We start from the raw sequence: 18,973 nt of genomic DNA on the forward strand, positions 1-18,973 counted from the left end.
CTGCGGTTCTCTATGCTGGGTGGACTGAAGCACGACAACACGGTGGCGGGAAGACCACGGGTGGCGGGGTCATGAAGTGGTTCGCGAAGCAGAAGCGGGGGGACGTCTGGGACGAGGTGATCCAGGGCCCGCTCGGCGACATCGAAGGCGCCGCGCGCATCCGCACCATTTGTGACGCTGCGACTGCGAGCGCAGCGACGGTCGGAGGTTCGGCGCGCAACGACAGGCGCGAGAGCGAACGCTATGAACGTGCGGCGCGCGCCGCGATGGAAATCGCGATGAAGATCTCCGACGATCTGATGCGCGACGACGCGGTCCGCCGCATCGTCGATCTCTGCATGAAGGCCAATGACGTCAAGACCGGGCAGATTTTGTCGCGCGCGATCCAGGCCAGCTGGATTCGCGAGGCGGTGCAGCGGGACTATCCCGTGCTGTTGCAGTGAACGCTGCTATTTCGCCAGCTTGCGGACGGCCTCATCCACGCTGTGGAAGACGTGCTCCTTCGGCAGTACATCGAACAGTTTGAAGCGCTCGAACGCATCCTGCGCGCGCACCGATTCCAGCCGCGCCAGCGCGACCGTGACGCCCTGTTCATTGCACGTCTTGAAGACGTCGAGCAGGATCTGCGCGGCGGTGAAGTCGATCTCGACCATGCCGCTTGCCTCCAGTACCAGCAATTGGGGTGTCGCCGTGCCCAGGACTTTCGTCACGTCGCTGCGGAAGCCCGGTGCGTTGAGGAAGGACAGCGGTGCCTGAAGCCCGATCACGGCGACACCGGCGATGCGCTCGCCGGTGATGTGCGGATGTGCCGGCCACCAGATCGTGGTGCCCGGCACGCGCTCGAACTCGATGAGCCTTGCGCGCGTCGTGCTCCAGATGCCGTGCAGCAACGACAGCACGATGCCGAGGAACGCGCCCTGCTGGATCGGCAGCACGATGATCAGCGCGGCGGTGGCGACGATCAGCAGGAATTCGCTGAAGGACTGGCGATAGATCGTGAGGATCTGCTTGATGCGGATGATGCGCAGCGCGACGAACAGCAGGATGCCGCCAAGGGCTGCATCCGGGACGTGCTGCAGCAGCCCCGTTCCGAACGCGAGCAACAACAATACGATCACTGCAGCCGCAAGGCCCGCAAGCTGCGATTGTCCGCCGGTCTCGGCGACGATGCCCGTGCGCGGCGGGCTCGCATTGACCGGAAATGCGCCGAACAGGCCTGACAGGACGCTGCCGGCGCCGGCGCCGAGGAAGTCACGATCGACATCGGCGGGCTTATCGGGATCGGACGGAAACGACCGAGTCGTTGCCGCGGTCTGCACCATCACGACGACCGTGATGACGAAAGCGAGTGGCACGAGGCGCACCCAGAGCTCCGGTGCAAGCTCGGGCAGGGTCGGCCGCGGCAGCGTGCCCGGCACACTGCCGACGACGTTGACGCCCTTGCTCTCGAGGCCGAGTGCGATCGTGGCCAGGGTCGCGGCGGCGAGCCCGACCAGCGCGCCGGGAATCTTTGCGCTGATTTTTTCGGAGATAATGACCACGGCCAGCACGCCGAAACCGATGCAGAGCGTCACGGGATTGGTGCGGCCGAGCTCGGTTGCGAGCACGCCGATGCGATCGAGCGTCGGCCCGCTCGGCGATTCCAGTCCCAGCACGCCAGGCAATTGCGACACGATGATGTGGACGGAGATGCCGGCGAGGAAGCCGACCATCACCGGCATCGACAGCAGGTTGGCGATGCCGCCGAGCCGAAACGCGCCGCCGGCCAGCATCATTGCGCCGACCATCAGCGCCAGCGCGATCGCGAGCCCCTGATATTCGGGTGAGCCGGCAGCGGCGAGCGCTGCAAGCCCGCCGGCGAAGATCGGCGTGATCGTGGAATCGGCGCCGCAGGACAGGAATCGGTTGCCGCCGAGGAGTGCAAAGCCGAGCGAGCCCGCCATGAAGGCGAAGAAGCCGATCTGCGGCGCGAAGCCGCCGAGCCGCGCGGTCGCCATCTGCTCGGGGATCGCGATCGCCGCCAACGTCAGCCCCGCCATGAGATCGCCGGGCAGGGAATAGGAGGCGAGCGAGCGGAAGAGCGGCCATGCATGCTTGGCGTGAGTGTCTTGCGGCATCGATGTGGAATCCCCGGAAGCGTGCGTCGGTCGATCAGACTACAGCATTTCCGGATTGGGAGTCGGTAGACGTAAATTCTCTACATCCGTCGTCATTGCGAGCGCAGCGAAGCAATCCAGAATCCTACCGCGGAAAGGCTCTGGATTGCTTCGCTGCGCTCGCAATGACGGAGGAGAGATGTGTCCTCCGTATCTCGCGGGAGCCTCAGTACCTGCCGCGGTTGTAGTCGCCGCCGCGTCCCATGCCTCCGCCATGGCCGCCCATGCCCATGCCGAGACCAATTCCGAGACCGATCCCGACGCCGACGGCTTCAGGCGATGGCCCCGGCGGGGCGCGCTCGACGACCTCGTCAGGCGGCGGCCGGCGCGGTTTCGGCGGCGTGTCGACGACCTTGCGCTTCGGCGGCGTGTCGTCGACGCGCTTCTTGATGACAGGCGCGACAATCGGATTGATCGGCGTCGCCGGGGTCGACGGCGCTGTGCACGGACAGGTCGGCGCCAGCGCGACGGCAATCGGAGCAGGGACCGCAGCGGCTGCGACGGGCAAACTGTAATTGCGGTTCTGCACGCGGAGCAGCAGCCGGCGCGCGGTCGCGGCGAGATCGCTGTTGTCCCAATTTGCCAGATAGGCCTCGAAAGAGGCGCGGGTGTTGATCGCTACCGCACGGTCCCACGCCAGCATCTGGCGCCGCCGCTCCAGCACGGTGCGCAGACGCGGCGTGTAGGAAGCCTGCGCGTAAAGCTCGACATACGCCTGATAGGCTTCCACTGTGTCGTCGGCAATCACGAGGTCATAAGCGACCTTGGCATCCTTGCCTTGCAAATCCTTGCGCCAGTCCGCGACACTGCGCGTGGCGCTGGCGAGCGCCATCGCGTTTGCGCCCGGAGCAGCGGGCTGGCCGCTGCTGTCACCGAAGAATTTGAAGTCGGTCGTCAGCGACGAGCTTTCCCAAGGGATCTGCCGCCCGTCGGTCGATTGTGCCACTGCGATGCGAATGCGCTTGAATACCTCTTCGATCGGGATGTTCGGTTGCTTGGCAACCGTTAAAGCCGCGGTCGTGTAGGGGCTGTCGGCGCCGGAGCCGTCCTCGGCTTCCGCACCGGGCGATGTCGAATAGGAAATGAAGGAACCGGGCGCGCCGGCCTTGGTGTCGACGATCGCAAGCCCGTGGCCGGCGCCGCTGAGCGCGGGGAACGGATTGTTGCGGCAGGCATCGAGCATGAAGATGCGCGCGCGCGTCGGCAGCGCGCCGAGCGTGTTGAGGAGATCGTTCAGCCGCACGCCCTGGAGCGGAATGTCGGCCCCGCGCTTGGGATCGAGATCGACCGGCACCAGATAATTCTCGCCGTCGATCTGCAAGCCGTGGCCGGCATAGAACACCAGCGCGACGGTATCGGCGCCGCTGGCGCTGACCTTGCCGGCGAAATCGGAGATCGTCTGGCGCATCTCGTTCTGTGACAGGTTTGGCGCCGTGGTGACGTTGAAGCCGGCATTGCCGAGCAGCTCCGCCATGCCCTTGGCGTCGTTGGCGGCGTTGGGTAGCTCCGGCACCGTGCGATAGGCGGACTGGCCGATCACCAGCGCAAGCCGCGCTTCGGCCGCGGCATCTATCGGTGTCATCAATTGCGAAAGCGCAAGGAGGCTGGAGGCAACAATCAAATTACAAAGAAGTGGACGGCGCATGGTGTCACCTCCATTGGAAATGGCGCGAGGATGTCATCTTTTCTAATTGCGCGCCATGACCCTGTCTGTGCACTGGATCACGTAGGCGCTGCGGCAAAATTGGGCAGCGCGACTGCCGGGGTGCGCCGTCAGAATAGCCCACGGTCCCAGGGCGTAACGGGCGCAAAGCGTGCGGCGAGGAAATCGATGAAGGCGCGCACCTTCGCCGGCGGCCGGCGATCGGGCAGGTAGACGGCATGCACCGCGGAGGACTGCATCTCCGGCTGATCGAGCGGAAGCGCGACCAGCGTGCCGGCGCGTAAATCGTCAGCGATGATGAAGGTCGGCTGCCGGGCGAGGCCGAGGCCGGCCAGCGTCGCGGCGCGCAGCGCATCGCCATTGTTGGCGCGCAAGGTGCCGCTGATCTGGATGCGGATCTCGCCATCGACGCCGAACGGCCATTCCGCGGCGCTGCCCTGCTGCGTGAGCGTGTAGCCGAGACAATTATGCGCGGCGAGGTCGGCGACGGTGCGCGGCGTGCCGTGCTTTGCCAGATAGGACGGGGCGGCACAGACCACCAGGCGGTTTGGCGCGAGCTTTCGCGCCACCATGCTGGAGTCGCGCAAGCGTCCGATGCGGATCGCGAGGTCCCAGCCTTCCTCGGCGAGGTCGACGAGGCGATCGTTGAGGCCCAGCTCGATGGTGACCTCGGGGTAGCGTTCCGAGAAGCCTGCCATGAGGGGCGCGACCTGCCGCGTGCCGAACACGACGGGCACGTTGACCCGCAACAATCCGCGCGGCTCGGCGCGCTCCCGCGCGACGGCGGCATCGGCCGTCTCCATGTCGGCAAGGATCCGCTCGGAGGATTCCAGATAGAGGCGGCCGGCTTCGGTGATCGACAGCCGCCGCGTGGTGCGGTGGAACAGCTTGATGCCGAGCCGCGCCTCCAGCGAGGCCACGTGCTTGGTGACCATGGTTTGCGACAGGCCCATCGCCCGGGCCGCACCGGACAGGCTGCCGTTCGCCGCCACCTTGGCGAAGACTTCCAGGCTGGTCAGCCGGTCGAGCATCTATCTCACTCCATTAGTGTGAAGTATATTTTCAGAATAGGCGATTATCATCCTAATAAGAATAGATCATAGGTGCGGCCAACAATGGAGACCACCATGATCGATTCCCGTACCGCTCCCTACGCCGCGCTGGTGCTGCGCGTGACGCTGGGCGCGCTGTTCCTGGCCCATGCCAGCCTGAAATTGTTCGTTTTCACCCCGGCCGGTACGGCAAAATTCTTTGGCAGCCTCGGTTTCCCGCCGGAGCTCGCTTATCTCATCATGACGGTTGAAGTGCTGAGCGGCATCGCGCTCATCCTCGGTGTCTGGACTCGCTATGCGGCGCTGGCCGGGATTCCGATCCTGCTCGGAGCCATCTTCACGGTACACGGCGCCGCCGGCTTCTTCTTCACCAATCCGAAGGGCGGCTGGGAATTCCCCGCCTTCTGGGCGATCGCGCTGGCCGCGCAGGCGCTGCTCGGCGATGGTGCTTTCGCGCTGCGGCCTTCACGCGATGTCGAGGCGGCGAATGGACAATTGAGCGTCGCGTCGTCGCGCTGACGTCGTCGCATCATTGCAACGCGAGAGCTGCGGGATCACGGTCCCGCAGCTTTTTGTTACCTGCCAACGTGTGTGCAGCAGGCCAAAGCTCATCAATCTGCGTTCGGCATTGATCCATACCTGAATTGGATCGATCTGCGTAGTCTTGCATCGCCCGCCGTTCGGTCGCGATACGGCATGATCGAGAACATCGGCAAATATAGGCATTCCGCGGCAGTCTCTGCCGGCGCGCCTTGCTCCCTCGCGCTTGCATCCCCCGGTCGCAACCCTTGCCTGCCCTGTCGCTTTGGCCATACAGTCCGCGCAACAGGCCGTGGCTACGACCGCGGCCGCGAACAAAAAATATCGGGGAGAGACACCATGACTATCGTGCCCGTCAGCCGCCGCACGTTCATCAAGTCGTCGACGGCAGTGACCGCCGGCCTCGTGCTCTCTCCCGCCATCATCGGCCGCGCCGAAGCCGCGACCCTGAAGCTGAAATGCTCCTCCTCGCTGCCGAACGATCCGAAATTCGCCAACGGACGCGTCTACTACGACAACCTCGTCAAGAATTTGAAGGGCAACGGGCTCGGCGAGCAGGTCGAGGTCGCCTTCTTCCCGGACAACCAGCTCGGTCAGGAGATCGACGTCATCAATTCGGTGAAGCTCGGCGTCATCGACCTCATGGTGTCGGGCTCGTCGATCTCGGCTAATCTGGTGCCGCTGGTCGGCACCTACGACCTCGGCTTTCTGTTCTCGAGCTTCCCGCAGCAGACCAAGGCGTTCGACGCCGGTTCCGCCAAGCCGATTGAGGACGCGCTGCTCAAGGGCAGCAACATCCGCATCATCGCCTGGGCCTATAATTTCGGCTCGCGCAGCGTCTTTGCGAAGAAGCCGGTGAAGACTCCGGAGGATCTCGCCGGTCTCAAGATCAGGACGCTGCCGAATCCCGTCATCACGGAATGCCTGCGGCTGATGGGGGCAGCGGCGACGCCGCTGGCGTTCGGCGAAATCTACACGGCGTTGCAGGCCGGCGTGCTCGATGGCCTGGAGCATGATCCGCCGACGATCCTCGCCAGCAAGTTCTTCGAAACGGCGAAGTTCTATGCGCTGACGCAGCACAACTTCTCGCCGCTCGCGGTCTACTTCAGCGACATGACCTTCAACCGCATGGATCCGAAGCTGCGCGAGGGGTTTCTCGACGCCGCGAAGAAGGCCGCGGTCGACACGCGGGCCCATGGGCTTGCGGTCGAGAAGGAAGCGCTGACGGCTCTGACCGAGAAGGGCGTGACCGTGGCCGAATGCGACCGCGAGGCGTTCAAGAAGCGCGTGGCGCCGCAGATTGAGAACTTCATCAAGGCGCGCCCGGAGTCCAAGGCCGTCATCGACATCATTCGTTCGACCCAAGCCTGAGATGGTGGTGACAGAAGCCGTGCCGCTCGCGGGCGGTCGCCACGGAAGCATCGCCCTTCTGCTTCGCCTGAGCGACGCGATCGCGGCCATCCTTCTGGCCGCCGATCTCGCGGTCGTCTGCGGATCCGTGCTGCTGCGTTTCTGCTTCAACGCGCCGGTCGAATGGTCGGACGACGTCGCGCGCGGATTGATGGTCGGATCGGCCTTCTTCGGCGCAGCAAGTGCGCTGGCGCGCGGCGAGAATGTCGGCGTGTCCTTCTTCCGCGATCTGCTGGCGCTGCGGCTACGCACCTTGGTCGACGCCGCCAGCGCCGTGCTCGTCGTGCTGATCTCCGGCTACGTCGCCTACAACGCCATCAAGCTGGGCTCGCTGACGGCGGGACAGACCACCGGCTCCGGCCTGCCGCTGGAGCTGACCTTCTATCCGATGGGCGTCGGCGCGTTGTTCATGACGGTGTTCGCGATCGACCATCTCTGCGCACGGCCGCTGCCTGAGATCATGAGAGGCCTTGTTGCCGTCGCCGTCGTGACCGTCCTCTATCTCGCCTGGGATTATCTGTCACCGTCCTCGGTGCCGTCGGCGGGCGTGCTGATGCTGATCGGCTTCTTTGCCACGCTGTTCGGCGGCCTGCCGATTGGTTTTGCGCTGGCGCTGGCCGCGCTGATCTTCATCTGGGTCGAGGGCGCGCTGCCCGGTGTCATTTTCGCCCAGCAGATGGCGCGCGGCATCGACAATTTCGTGCTGCTCGCGATCCCGTTCTTCATCCTCGTTGGCTACCTCATGGAAGCCAACGGCATGTCGGTGCGTCTGATCGAGCTGTTGCAGCGCGGGGTCGGCCGCATGCGCGGCGGCTTGAACGTGGTGATGGTGGCCTCGATGGTGCTGTTCTCCGGCATCTCGGGCTCGAAGATGGCCGACGTCGCGGCCGTAGGCTCCGTGCTGATCCCGGCGGCGCGCCGCTCGAAGCAGAATCCGGGCAGCGCGGTGGCCCTGCTCGCGGCGTCCGCGGTGATGGCGGAGACGATCCCGCCCTGCATCAACCTGATCATTCTGGGTTTTGTCGCGAACCTGTCGATCGGCGGCCTGTTCATGGCGGGGCTGTTGCCGGCAGCGCTGATGGCGGCGGTGCTGATCGCCTTCTCCATCATCTTCGGCAAGACGCCAGCGGACGCCGCGGAGGTCGAGCCACAAGTGCCGGTGTCAGGATTGTGGAGCGGCGCGATCGCCTCGTTCGGCCTGATCTTCATGATCTTCTTCGGCTTCAAGAGCGGCTTTGCCACCGCGACCGAGATCTCGGCCTTCGCGGTCGCCTACGCGCTCGTCGTTGGCAGCGTCGTGTTCCGCGAGCTCAGCTTCAGATCGGCGACGCATAGTTTCGTTCAGGCGGCGACGCGAGCCGGGCTGGTGCTGTTCATCGTCGCCGCCGCGCAATCGCTGGCGTTTACGCTGACCTTGCAGCAGGTGCCGCATGCGGTCGGCGACTTCATGCTGGGACTGTCCAAAACGAGCGGCACCTGGCTGTTCATCCTGCTCGCGATCGCCGTGCTGATCGTGATGGGCTCGGTGCTGGAAGGCGCGGCTGCGCTCATCATCTTCGGCCCGCTGCTTCTTCCCGTGGCGGTGCAGCTCGGGATCGATCCGCTGCATTTCGGCGTCGTGCTGGTGATCGCGATGGGCGTCGGCCTGTTTGCGCCGCCGCTCGGGCTTGGGCTCTACGGCGCCTGCCTGATCGGCAACGTGCCGATCGAGCAGACGGTGAAGCCGATCCTGGGCTATCTCGGCCTGCTGTTTCTCTGCCTGCTCGTCATCGCCTTCGTGCCATGGCTCTCGACCGCGTTGCCGCGCGCGTTCGGCTACTGAGGGAGTGTCGCCGTGAAAGTCCTGCTGGCCCACACGCCGGAGATGCGCCGCAATTATTACGGCGATCGCAGCCTGAGCGGCCTGCGGGCGATTGCGGACGTGATCCTGCACGAAGGCGACCGGGCGCTCGATGCGGCAAGCCTCGTGAACGCGGCAAAGGACGCCGACATCATCGTCGCTGATCGCATGACGGAAGGGCGCGGCGAGATATTTGCGCAACTGCCGCGCCTGCGTGCCTTCGTCCGCTGCGCCGTCGATATCCGCAACGTCGATGTCGATGCCGCCTCGCAAGCCGGCGTGCTGGTGACGCGCGCCGGTCCCGGCTTCGTGCAGGCGGTTGCAGAGCTCGCGGTCGGCTTCATGGTCGATCTCTCCCGCGGCGTGTCGCGGGCCACCGCCGACTACCATGCCGGCCGCAAACCCGAGGCGCGGATGGGCCGTCAGCTCGCCGGCAGCACAATCGGCATCATCGGCTATGGCAGCATCGGTCGTTACCTCGCCGAGATCGCCAAGGTGATGCGCATGGAGGTGCTGGTCTCAGATCCCTTCGCTGATGTCAGCGACGGCGCGATCAAGCAACTCGGCCTCGACGAGCTCCTGGCGGCTTCCGACTACGTCGTCTGCCTCGCAATCGCCAACGAGCAGACCGAGAAGATGATCGGGGAGGCGGCACTGGCGCGCATGCAGAAGCACGCCGTCTTCATCAATCTCTCGCGCGGCAATCTCGTCGACGAGGCCGCGCTCGCGAAGGCGCTGCTGGAGAACCGCATCGCTGGTGCTGCGATGGATGTCGGCCGCGCGCCCGACCAGATGCCGACGCCGGAACTGGCGAAGCTGCCGAACGTCATCGCCACGCCGCATGTCGGCGGTCTGACGCCGCAGGCGATCGAATATCAGTCGCTGGAAACCGTGCGGCAGGTCGACGCCATCGTCAAGGGCGAGGCCCCGCAGGGCGCCGTCAACGCCGACCGCTGGACGCGGCGTCCAGGGATGAAATAAACAAAAATGCGGCTTCCGTTGTTCTACGGCTGGATCGTGGTTGCGGTGACGTTCGTCACCATGGCCATCGGTGTCAACGCGCGCACCTCCTTCTCGCTGTTCTTTCCGCCGATCATTTCCGAATTCGGCTGGGAACGCGGCGTCACCGCGGGCGCTTTCTCCTTCGGGTTCGTCGCATCCGGCGTGGCCAGTCCGTTGATCGGACGGCTGATGGACCGCGCGGGACCGCGCGCCGTGATGGAGCTTGGCGTGTTGCTGATGGCCGGGGGGCTGCTGCTCGCGCCTCTCACCAGCCAGCCCTGGCATCTCTATCTGACGATCGGGGTCATGGTCGGCGCCGGCTCGGTGTGTCTCGGCTATTCCGGCCAATCGCTGTTCCTGCCGAACTGGTTCATCCGCAAGCGCGGCTTTGCCATCGGCATCGCCTTTGCCGGCGTCGGCATCGGTTCGATGACGCTGCTGCCATGGGTGCAGCACATGATCGAGCAGACCGGCTGGCGCACCGCCTGCACCGCGATGGGCCTGACGATCCTGATCGTGCTGGCGCCGATCAATCTGCTGCTGCACAAGCGCCCCGAAGACATCGGCCTGCAGCCGGACGGCGACGCGGCGCCGGCCGCAGGGACCGCAATGCCGGTCTCCAACATCGTCGACCCCGTCTGGGCCGCCACCGACTGGACGCTGAGGCGGGCGGTTGCGACGGCACGCTTCTGGTGGCTCGCGCTCGGCTATTTCTGCGGCCTCTACATCTGGTACGCGGTGCAGGTGCACCAAACGAAATTCCTGCTCGACATCGGCTTCAGCCCGAGCGTTGCGGTATGGGCGCTCGGCGCCGTCAGCCTGCTTGGCATCCCCGGCCAGATTTTCCTTGGCCATATCTCCGACCGGATCGGGCGGGAATGGGTGTGGGCGATCAGCTGCGCCGGCTTTGCGATCTGCTTCGCGGCGCTGATGGCGCTGAAGTTCCAACCCTCGTTCTGGCTGGTCTGGTTGATGGTGTTCACGCAAGGCGCGCTTGGTTACGGCCTCACCTCGATCATGGGCGCGGTGGTGTTCGAGATTTTTCAGGGCCGGCACCAGGGCAGCATTTTCGGCATGATCATGCTCGCGGCATTGGCGGGTGGCGCGGCCGGCCCGTGGGTGACCGGCCTGCTCTACGATCGCGCCGGCGACTACACGCTCGCCTTCGGCATCGCCATCGTCGTCAGCCTGCTGTCGGCGCTGTCGGTCTGGCAGGCCTCCCCGGGCAAGGTGCGGGCCGTGGCCGGGCGGCTGCATAAGCTCCAAGCTGCAAAGTAGGTTCCGTACGCACCGCATTACCGGCGCCGCTTTCGCGGAATGTTAAGCATGTCGCGGCTTGGCGGAGCGCGAGCCGGTTGCAAAAACGCCTTGGACACCATCGGAGCATTAGCTTGGGGCCGATTGCGGCATTTTCCTGATGCTGCCGAGCCCAACGATGTCCGCCTCCGATTGCCCAGTGACCGAAATGCCGGACGTGCTGCGCGCGGCGCTCGAATGCGCCGACGACGGCATCGTCATTGTCGATGGTGCGCATCGCGTCACGCACTTCAACGCCGGTGCCGAGCGGATATGGAAGCTCGCACGCGCCGATGTCCTCGGCCGCGATGCCGAAATTCTCTCGCTGAGATGCCTTCAGGCCGATCCGATCGCGGATTTTCGCGACGAGATCAGCCTGGTGCGGCGCGACGGCAGCCGGATCAAGGCGACGATCGCGCTGTCGTCGGCGACGATCGACGGCGCGACCCATCACATCGTGTTCGCGCGCGACGTCACGGCCGATGCCGAGCGTCGCGTCAGGATCGGGCTGCTCAACGCGGTCTCCGACCAGACCAATCGCGCGGTGATCATCACCGACGTCGAGCAGAACATCCGCTACGTCAATTCGTCCTTCACGACGCTGTTCGGTTACACCAGCGAGGAAGCAGAGGGACGGCGCGCAGGCGAGCTCATCGCCGGCTGCCATACCAATCGCACCGGCATTGCAAAGCTGGTCAAGCGGCTCCTCGACGGAGGCCGGCGCGGCGAGGTCGAGACGCTGGTTTACACCAGGGACGGTGAGGAGATCTGGGTCTGTGCCCGGGTCGACGCCTTCCGCGACAAGAAGGGCCGCGTCAAACACATCTTCGCGCTGCTCGAGGACATCACCGAGTCCCGGCAGCTGCGCTCGCTCCAGCAACTCATCACGAGCGCGCTGGCCGACGAGGTGCCGATCGCCGAGATCGCCGACCGGCTGTGCCGCCGCGTCGAAGAGATTGCGCCCGATGTCGTCTGCTCGCTGCTCCATGTCGATTCCGCCGGACTGATCCATCCGCTCGGCGGCCCGAGCCTGCCCGAGGATTATTCCCGTGCGCTCGACGGCATCCCGATCGGCCCCAATGTCGGCTCCTGCGGCACCGCCGCCTTCTACGGCGAGCCGGTGCTGGCTGAAGATCTCGACACCGATCCGCGCTGGCAGCCCTACAAGGCCATGCCGCTCGAAATCGGCCTGCGTGCCTGCTGGTCGACGCCGGTCAAGGCCAAGGACGGCCGCGTCATCGCCACCTTCGCCTTCTACTTCCGTGAGCCGCGGGCGCCGAGCAATTGGCACCGGCGCATCGTCGATGCCTGCGTCAACCTCGGCGCTTTCGCGATCGAGCGCAAGGAAGCGCGCGCCGAGATTGCGCGGCTCGCCTATCACGACATCCTCACCGGGCTGCCCAACCGCGCACAATTGCGGCACCTGATCACCACCGCGATCGATGCCTGTCCGACTGGCAGCCACGTCGCGCTCGCCTTCCTCGACGTCGATCATTTCAAGGACGTCAATGACACGCTCGGTCACGCCGCGGGCGACGAGCTGCTGATTCAGCTCGCGCAGCGTTTGCGCGAGCAGATCGGGCCCGAGGACATGCTGGGCCGGCTCGGCGGCGACGAATTCGTCATTCTGCTGCCGAACCGCAACGCCGAGAGCGCCGCGCGCGTCGCGGCCGACGTTACCCAAGCGCTGGCCGCGCCGTTGCGGCTCGGATCGAAGCTGATGCCGATGTCGGCCAGCATCGGCATCAGCCTCTATCCCGACCATGCCACCGATATTGACACACTGATGCAGCAGGCCGACGCCGCCATGTACATGGCCAAGCAGGCGGGCCGATCGACCCATCGCATGTTCAGTGCTGAAATGAACGGATTGGCCGAACAGCGGCTGGCGATGATCGCAGCACTCCGCCGCGCCATCGCCGACAATGCGCTGAGCCTTAGTTATCAGCCGCAGATCCGCAGTGGCGACGGCGCCATCCACGGCGTCGAGGCGCTGGCGCGCTGGCACGATGCGGAGCTCGGCGATGTCTCGCCGGCAAAATTCATTCCGCTCGCCGAAGAATGCGGCCTGATCGAGCAGATCGGGCTGTGGTCGGTGCGCGAGGCTTGCCGGCAGATGGCGAGCTGGCGCCGCGCCGGGCTCAACATTCCCTCCGTCTCGGTGAATCTGTCGCCGCTCAATTTCCGCAACGTCACCTTGGCCGCGCGGCTTGCCGACGTCCTCGCCGAACACCAGCTGCCGCCGGATGCCCTGATGCTGGAGATTACCGAAGGCACCTTCATGCAGGACGGCGCTGCCGCGCTCGAGACGATGCACGCGATCCGCGCGCTCGGCATCGGCCTGTCCGTGGATGATTTCGGCACCGGCTATTCGAGCCTCAGCCGGCTCGCGCAGCTGCCGATCCGCGAGCTGAAGATCGACCGCAGTTTCATGCGCGACATCGAGAAGGACGCCGGCGCACTCGCCATCGCCACCGCCGTGGTGCGCGTCGGCCAGGGCCTCGGCATGACCGTCGTCGCCGAAGGCGTCGAGACCGAAGGCCAGCGCAAGATGCTGGCCGAGCTCGGCTGCGACGTCGTGCAGGGCTTCCTCTATGCCCCCGCGCTCGCGCCGGGCGCCTTCGAGCGCTGGCTGATCGAGCATTGCGCCGCGCAGGCGAGGGCGATGCTCGGCCGGCTCGACGTCAAGCCGGCGGGAGTGCCCGCGGTGAAGCGGCTGGCTTAATCGCCTTTCGCCGCTCCGGACCGAATGAAAAAAGTTGCCCGCGGGCTGCAGGCAGCAGGCCGTGAGGATTTTTCGGTGAATGTTCGTGAGAGAGCCCCGCCAGAGGCGGGGCTCCGAGCGCGTTGCCGGCCGGATTATTTCTTGGCCGGCTGCTCTGACGTCGTCGAAGGCGGCGGGGCATTGTTCTGGTTGGTTTGTTCAGTTTGCGGGTTGGCGCCGGGCTGACTGGTGGACTGATTGTTGCTCTGGCTGTTGCTCTGGGCCGGGGCCTGGCCGGTGGTCTGGCCCGACGGGTGATTCGTATTAGCCTGGCCCGAGTTTGCCGGTTGGTTCTGCTGAGCCTGGCCGGTTGTGGACGGCTGGTTCTGCGGAGCCTGACCCGTGGTCTGGTTCTGCTGCGCCGGCGCGTTGCTCTCGCCGGTGGCTTGCCCGGTCGTGTTCTGCGGCGCCGACTGGTTATTTCCGCCCTGGCCAACGGTCGTCGACTGGCCCTGGGTAGCGCTGATCTGGTTGGATACGCCAAGCGCAGCGACGGTGCGGGTATCGATCGAGCCGGTGGCCTGGAAACCTTCCTGTCTCTGGAACGTCATCAGCGCACGGCGTGTACCGGGTCCGAGGACGCCGTCCGCTTCGCCGGACAGCATGCCGCGTTCAATCAGGACACGCTGAACGATGCGGATCTCATCGGGGCTGAGATCCAGTGCGGCGAGGCCGCTGCTGCCACCGCTCGAGCCGCCGCGGTGGGCATAGTGTGTCCGCGGGCCGGCGGGAATAACGTCGACAATCCGGCGGCTGCGGTCGGTGACGACGATCTCGTCATCCACGACGAAGAAGCTGTCGTCGCGGTAGTCCGGATAGACGTCGATCAGCGCAGGATAATCCGAGACCGAAACCACGGAGATGTTCCGCGGCACGACCACGCCGGCATTGACGCGGAAGTTGATCGCATTGTCGTTGACCCGCACGCGCTCGATATTGCGCGAGCTCAGCACCGACTGTTGCAGCTGCGTCTGCTGCTGCGCGCTCACCTGCACGCGGCCGGACATGCTCTGGGTGGCCCCGCCCGCTGTCTGCGCCTGGGCGTTGGCCTGTCCTTGCGTGTTGGCGCCGGTCGTTGTGCCCTGAGCGTTCTGGCTCTGGGCATTGCTGCCAGTGTTCGCGCCGGTGGTCGTCTTGCTCTGATCCTGCGCGTTCCTGTTCTGGGCGCCGCTCCTGGTGTTCGCGCCGGTCGTGGTGGTGGTCTGGCCCTGCGCATTCTTGCCTTGGGCATTCTTGCCCTGGGCATTCTTGTCTAGTGCGTTCTTGCCTTGCGCATTCTTGTTTTGCGCACTCTTATCCTGGGCATTGTCCCGGGCATTGGCGCCCGTGGTCGTGCTCTTGCTCTGCTCTGCGCCTTGCGACTGACGTGTGTGGTCGCGGTCGCTGCGGCTCTGTCCGACGGTCTGGTCCTTCTGTCCGCTCTTGTCGCTCTCGGACTTGGACTGATACGCGCGGTTGCGATCGCTGTGCGACTGACCGACCGTCTGCTCCTTGCCTTGCTTCTGGTGCTCGGATTGCGACTGACGCGAATTGTCGCGGTCGCGGCCCATGGTCTGCTTGTCGCCCTTGTCGGAGGCCCGGCTGCTCTCTTGCGCCGCAGAGGGCCCCTCGGCCCGGCCGCCGGCGCGGCCCTGCGTCATTCCTTGGTTGTGCGAGCCTTCGCTGTGCAAGGCGCCACCTGCACCGTGCGACGTCGCGCCGCTGGGGCGTTCCGCAGCACCACCAGCACCACCGCTGGCGCTGCCGCCGGCTCCTCCGCCTGCGCTCATTCCGCCGCCGGCTCCTTCACGCATGCCTTGCGCCGATCCTTGCACCGACGCCAGGCTGACGCCGGCCAGCAGCACCGCTGTAGTCAGCAGAAACTTGTTCTTTCCAATGGTCATCTCAATCTCCCTTCAGTCTCCCTGGGTTTGCTCCTTGGGTTTGCCTGGTTGCTGTTGCGCGGCTTCGTCGCGCCGCGACCGCTCGTGCTCTCTCCGTCGAAGCCGGAGGCATCGACCTGGTGTATGATATCGGGGGCTCAGCGGCCGGCGCCGGCCCCATCTTGCCGCTTCACATCACCAACGATGGTAATAGAAGTGCCGTCGCGGGAACGGTGCGCCGTAATAGGCGAAGGCCGGACGCACGACGCGGCGATAGCGGTAGCCGTAATAGGCCGGGGCATAACCAGTGCTGTAGTAGGTCGTGGTGTAGCCGCCCCAGGAATACGGCTCGTAGCCGCCGTAGTACGCCGGTGCGTAATCGCCGTCGTAATAGCGGGGGTATCCGTAGTAGCCGTAATCCGGACCATCCGCGTAAGCGGAAGAGGCCAGGCCGCCGAATATCGCGCCTGCAATCAATCCGCCTGCCAGCGCTGGACCGAAGCCGCCATGCCAGCGGGCTTCCGCGGGCGTTGGCGCTGCCACGGCGCTCAGGCCGAGCGTGCCGACGGTTGCCAGAACCACCGCGGTCTTCTTCATGTGCTTTCCTCCCGGTTGGTGTTGTAATGTCGTGCCAACATCAACGACGGGCAAAAGTTGCAAGCGCAGGTTCGGGAGAGACAAAGAGTCATGAAGATAAATGCGCGTTCATTTCGATGGTTGCGCGTCTCCCCATGGCGGCTTTGCAGGTGATCGCGATGGCTGACGAGATAGGCGCGTTCCAATGTTCCGCATTCGCGGATCGCGTCACGCTTGTTCCCCTGACTGCGACGGTTTAGCGCAGGCGAAAGGTCGCTGGCGTGTCCCCTCGAATCGGCAGGACTCAGCGATTGGCCGGTTCGGTCGTCGTATCCTGCTCGCGCTCGCCCTTCAGGACCTGTCCGTTCTGCCTGAGCGTCAATGCCACGATCTTGCCGCCGCTATCACGGGCAAAATCGATCTCCGCGCCGACCGATTCGGCGACGAAGATATCCGGCTCGACCGGCGCGAGCTTGAGTGGCCGCTGGTTGGTTCCCTGCACAGAGAGCTGTGCATCGGCGACGAAGATGCGCAGCCCGAATTTCGGCGTCAGCGGATAGAGTCCGACATAGTCCGGGAGTTGCGCGTCGGTTGGCATCCACTTGCTCGCCGTCGCCGGAAGCGGATCAATGCGTTTGGCCTCGACTGCGCCTCCGCCCTGAAACCAGGTGAATCCATAGGTTCCGTCCGCTTTGCGCTTGGGCCGCAACACCGCGTCAAATTTGTGCGGATAGAAATCGCCGGCGCTGTCATAGCCCATCTCGAATTCGCTCTGACCGTCGGCCTGGATGGTCAGGCCGCTGTCCTTGTGCCGCAATTCGATGCCGAGGCCGCCCCGCAGGCGATACTTGCCCACCAGCGCGTCGATCAGCTTGGCATCGGCTGTTGTCGCGGTGCGCGGTTCGCCGGCCGAGCGTGAGGGGTCCAGCAGATGCAATCCGAATTGTCCGAGGCCGCCGAGCGTGACCAGGGACGTATCGCTCAGCAGGACCACGGCGCGCTTCGCGTTACGATCGAATCCCACAAAGGACGAGTAGCCGCCGGTCGCACCTTCGTGGGTGGCTATGGTGTGTCGGTTCATGACGAGCAGATTCCAGTTCATGCCCATGCGGTGTCCGTCGACATACGCAACCTCTTGCTGTGTCAGCGTCAGCGCCGGCGTGATCGCGCTGTCGCGGGTGCCGAGCTCGCCTTCCATGTAGCGCAACATGTCCGCGAGCGTCGCGCGCACCCCTCCGACGCCGGCCATGTCGGGATGAAAATCCCAAGGCGGTGCGGTCTCGCCGTTGGGATAATGGCCTTGCGCCAGATGCACCTGCAGCGGGCGCGTGGCCACGTAGGTCTCGTTCATGCCGAGCGGACCGAGCAGGCGTTCGCGAAGCAGCGTCTCGTAATCCTTGCCCGCGCGTTTGGCGAGCGCATAGGACAGGACGATCATCGCGGGATTCGAATATTCCCATTTCGAGCCCGGCTCGCGCGTCAGCTTGATCGCGGCCAGAGTGTCGACCAGGTCGCGCTCGGTTGCGCCGGCATAGGGATTGCTGGGGTCCGGCGGGTGATAGTCGGGGAGGTTCGCAGGAATGCCCGACGTGTGCGTCACGATTTCGCCGACGGTGATCTCGTGGCCGTTGAATGACGGCACGCTTGTGCCCGGAGGCAAAAGCTTCGCGATCGGATCGTCGAGCGCGATGTCATGCGTTGCGATCAGCTCGGCGAGCAGCGCCGCGGTCATGGTCTTGGTGACGGAGCCGATTTCGAAGGCCGTGTGTTCGTCAAAGGAGCGCGCGGATTTGGGACCGGCGCAGACGTAAGCTGTCGCGACGATCCCGTTGTCGATCACGCCGGCCGCAACACAGGCGCCGGTACGATCGCCGCTGAAGCGCTGCGACAGCGCGGCCTTCAGATCGCTATCGCTGATGGCGAACGCGGGCGAGGTGCCGAGCACGACCGCCAAAACAAGCCAGAACCAGACCTTCATGGTGTCTCGCGACCTCGACTTGCAGGCATGCCGCCATCGCTTAATGCTACTGATCGTAACGCTACAGTCGTGCGTTTTCAGCGTCAAGCTGTCCGCAACGCATAATACGGCCTCTCCTTTTATTATTTATGAGCTGCTGTCCGACGCCAGTCCCGTCCTGCGTCGCAAATCCGTGATCGCGCGCAAGAAGCTGTCGGCCGGCGTCGTCTCCGGATCGATCAGCCGGTGCAGGCGGAAGCCGTCCTCCAGCGCCAGCACGACGGAAGCCATCCAGGGCGGGTTCAGCGTGTCGCCCTTCGCATTGTCTTTCAACGTCGCCTCGACGATGTCGGCGATCAGCTTGCGCCGCGCGCGCAGGCGCTTGGCGAGCTCGGGCCGGCGCTTCTCGGCGCGCGCGACGAACAGGATCATCTCCATGTGCAGCAGCGGCGAGCGGCCGAGGGGATCCTGTCGGGTGCGGTCCATTGCCTTCAGCGCTGCAATGAAGTCGTCGAGATTGTTGTGTTGCGCAAGGATCTCCATGTTGCGCCGGATCGATTGCTCGACGTGGTCCTCGAGCATGGCGATGATCAATTCGTCCTTGCTTTTGAAGTTCGAATAGAATGCGCCGCGGGTGAAGCCGGCTTCCACCGCGATCGCCTCGATGCTGGCGCCGCCGATGCCGTCTTGCTCGAACACCCGCGCGGCCGCCTCGAACAGCTTGTCGCGCGTGTCGTCCCTGGTCGGCCTGGTTCTCACCCTTGACATCGGGCCAGTTTAGGGCAGAATGCAACTCGATACAACAATGTATCGAGTTGAAAATTAACAGGGATGGTTACGCCGGGCGTGGGGCAG

14 protein-coding genes are annotated in these 18,973 nt (G+C 65.0%); 7 read left to right on the plus strand and 7 right to left on the minus strand.

Going from position 1 to position 18,973, the window contains the following annotated elements:
* The first annotated feature begins 71 nt into the window (after nucleotides 1–71).
* Nucleotides 72–443, plus strand: coding sequence for a hypothetical protein (locus FXB38_RS27895; RefSeq protein ID WP_148754135.1), 372 nt, complete (start codon nucleotides 72–74; stop codon nucleotides 441–443).
* Between the two features lie 6 nt (nucleotides 444–449).
* Here FXB38_RS27895 and FXB38_RS27900 read toward each other — a convergent pair whose 3' ends face one another.
* The 3 genes from FXB38_RS27900 to FXB38_RS27915 all read right to left on the minus strand — a co-directional run bounded on the left by FXB38_RS27900 (nucleotide 450) and on the right by FXB38_RS27915 (nucleotide 4,850).
* On the minus strand, nucleotides 450–2,117 hold the full coding sequence (locus FXB38_RS27900; RefSeq protein WP_148754136.1) for a SulP family inorganic anion transporter: 1,668 nt from the start codon (nucleotides 2,115–2,117) through the stop codon (nucleotides 450–452).
* Nucleotides 2,118–2,322: 205 nt separating this feature from the next.
* The gene (locus FXB38_RS27910) at nucleotides 2,323–3,801 is read right to left on the minus strand and encodes a caspase family protein (protein ID WP_148754138.1); all 1,479 of its coding nucleotides are present in this window, start codon (nucleotides 3,799–3,801) and stop codon (nucleotides 2,323–2,325) included.
* A 128-nt stretch (nucleotides 3,802–3,929) separates the two neighbouring features.
* Nucleotides 3,930–4,850, minus strand: coding sequence for a LysR family transcriptional regulator (locus FXB38_RS27915; protein WP_148754139.1), 921 nt, complete (start codon nucleotides 4,848–4,850; stop codon nucleotides 3,930–3,932).
* A 96-nt stretch (nucleotides 4,851–4,946) separates the two neighbouring features.
* Between FXB38_RS27915 and FXB38_RS27920 the strand changes: the two genes are divergently transcribed.
* From FXB38_RS27920 to FXB38_RS27945, 6 genes are all read left to right on the plus strand, one after another.
* The gene (locus FXB38_RS27920) at nucleotides 4,947–5,390 is read left to right on the plus strand and encodes a DoxX family protein (protein WP_148754140.1); all 444 of its coding nucleotides are present in this window, start codon (nucleotides 4,947–4,949) and stop codon (nucleotides 5,388–5,390) included.
* A gap of 360 nt (nucleotides 5,391–5,750) precedes the next feature.
* Nucleotides 5,751–6,782, plus strand: coding sequence for a TRAP transporter substrate-binding protein (locus FXB38_RS27925; protein WP_148754141.1), 1,032 nt, complete (start codon nucleotides 5,751–5,753; stop codon nucleotides 6,780–6,782).
* Between the two features lies 1 nt (nucleotide 6,783).
* Nucleotides 6,784–8,643, plus strand: coding sequence for a TRAP transporter large permease (locus tag FXB38_RS27930; RefSeq protein WP_148754142.1), 1,860 nt, complete (start codon nucleotides 6,784–6,786; stop codon nucleotides 8,641–8,643).
* 12 nt (nucleotides 8,644–8,655) lie between these two features.
* Nucleotides 8,656–9,642, plus strand: a complete 987-nt coding sequence (locus tag FXB38_RS27935) for a hydroxyacid dehydrogenase (protein ID WP_148754143.1) — start codon at nucleotides 8,656–8,658, stop codon at nucleotides 9,640–9,642.
* A 6-nt stretch (nucleotides 9,643–9,648) separates the two neighbouring features.
* Nucleotides 9,649–10,941 (plus strand): MFS transporter, encoded by a 1,293-nt coding sequence (locus FXB38_RS27940; protein WP_148754144.1) that lies wholly within the window; start codon nucleotides 9,649–9,651, stop codon nucleotides 10,939–10,941.
* 157 nt (nucleotides 10,942–11,098) lie between these two features.
* Nucleotides 11,099–13,684 carry an EAL domain-containing protein gene (locus tag FXB38_RS27945; protein ID WP_148754145.1) on the plus strand — a complete coding sequence of 862 codons (2,586 nt, stop codon included), beginning with the start codon at nucleotides 11,099–11,101 and terminating at the stop codon, nucleotides 13,682–13,684.
* Between the two features lie 134 nt (nucleotides 13,685–13,818).
* On the opposite strand, the gene FXB38_RS27950 is transcribed toward FXB38_RS27945, so the two are convergent.
* The 4 genes from FXB38_RS27950 to FXB38_RS27965 form a co-directional block, all read right to left on the minus strand.
* The gene (locus FXB38_RS27950; protein WP_148754146.1) at nucleotides 13,819–15,606 is read right to left on the minus strand and encodes a peptidoglycan-binding protein; all 1,788 of its coding nucleotides are present in this window, start codon (nucleotides 15,604–15,606) and stop codon (nucleotides 13,819–13,821) included.
* Between the two features lie 174 nt (nucleotides 15,607–15,780).
* Entirely contained in the window at nucleotides 15,781–16,167 is a 387-nt protein-coding gene (locus tag FXB38_RS27955) for a hypothetical protein (RefSeq protein WP_246230202.1), read from the minus strand.
* A 298-nt stretch (nucleotides 16,168–16,465) separates the two neighbouring features.
* Complete coding sequence (locus tag FXB38_RS27960) at nucleotides 16,466–18,139, minus strand: serine hydrolase (protein ID WP_148754148.1); 1,674 nt, start codon at nucleotides 18,137–18,139, stop codon at nucleotides 16,466–16,468.
* A 126-nt stretch (nucleotides 18,140–18,265) separates the two neighbouring features.
* Nucleotides 18,266–18,886, minus strand: coding sequence for a TetR/AcrR family transcriptional regulator (locus tag FXB38_RS27965; RefSeq protein WP_148754149.1), 621 nt, complete (start codon nucleotides 18,884–18,886; stop codon nucleotides 18,266–18,268).
* Nucleotides 18,887–18,973 lie beyond the last annotated feature (87 nt).

The sequence above is a fragment of the Bradyrhizobium cytisi genome, from assembly GCF_008123515.1.
Lineage (GTDB): Bacteria > Pseudomonadota > Alphaproteobacteria > Rhizobiales > Xanthobacteraceae > Bradyrhizobium > Bradyrhizobium cytisi.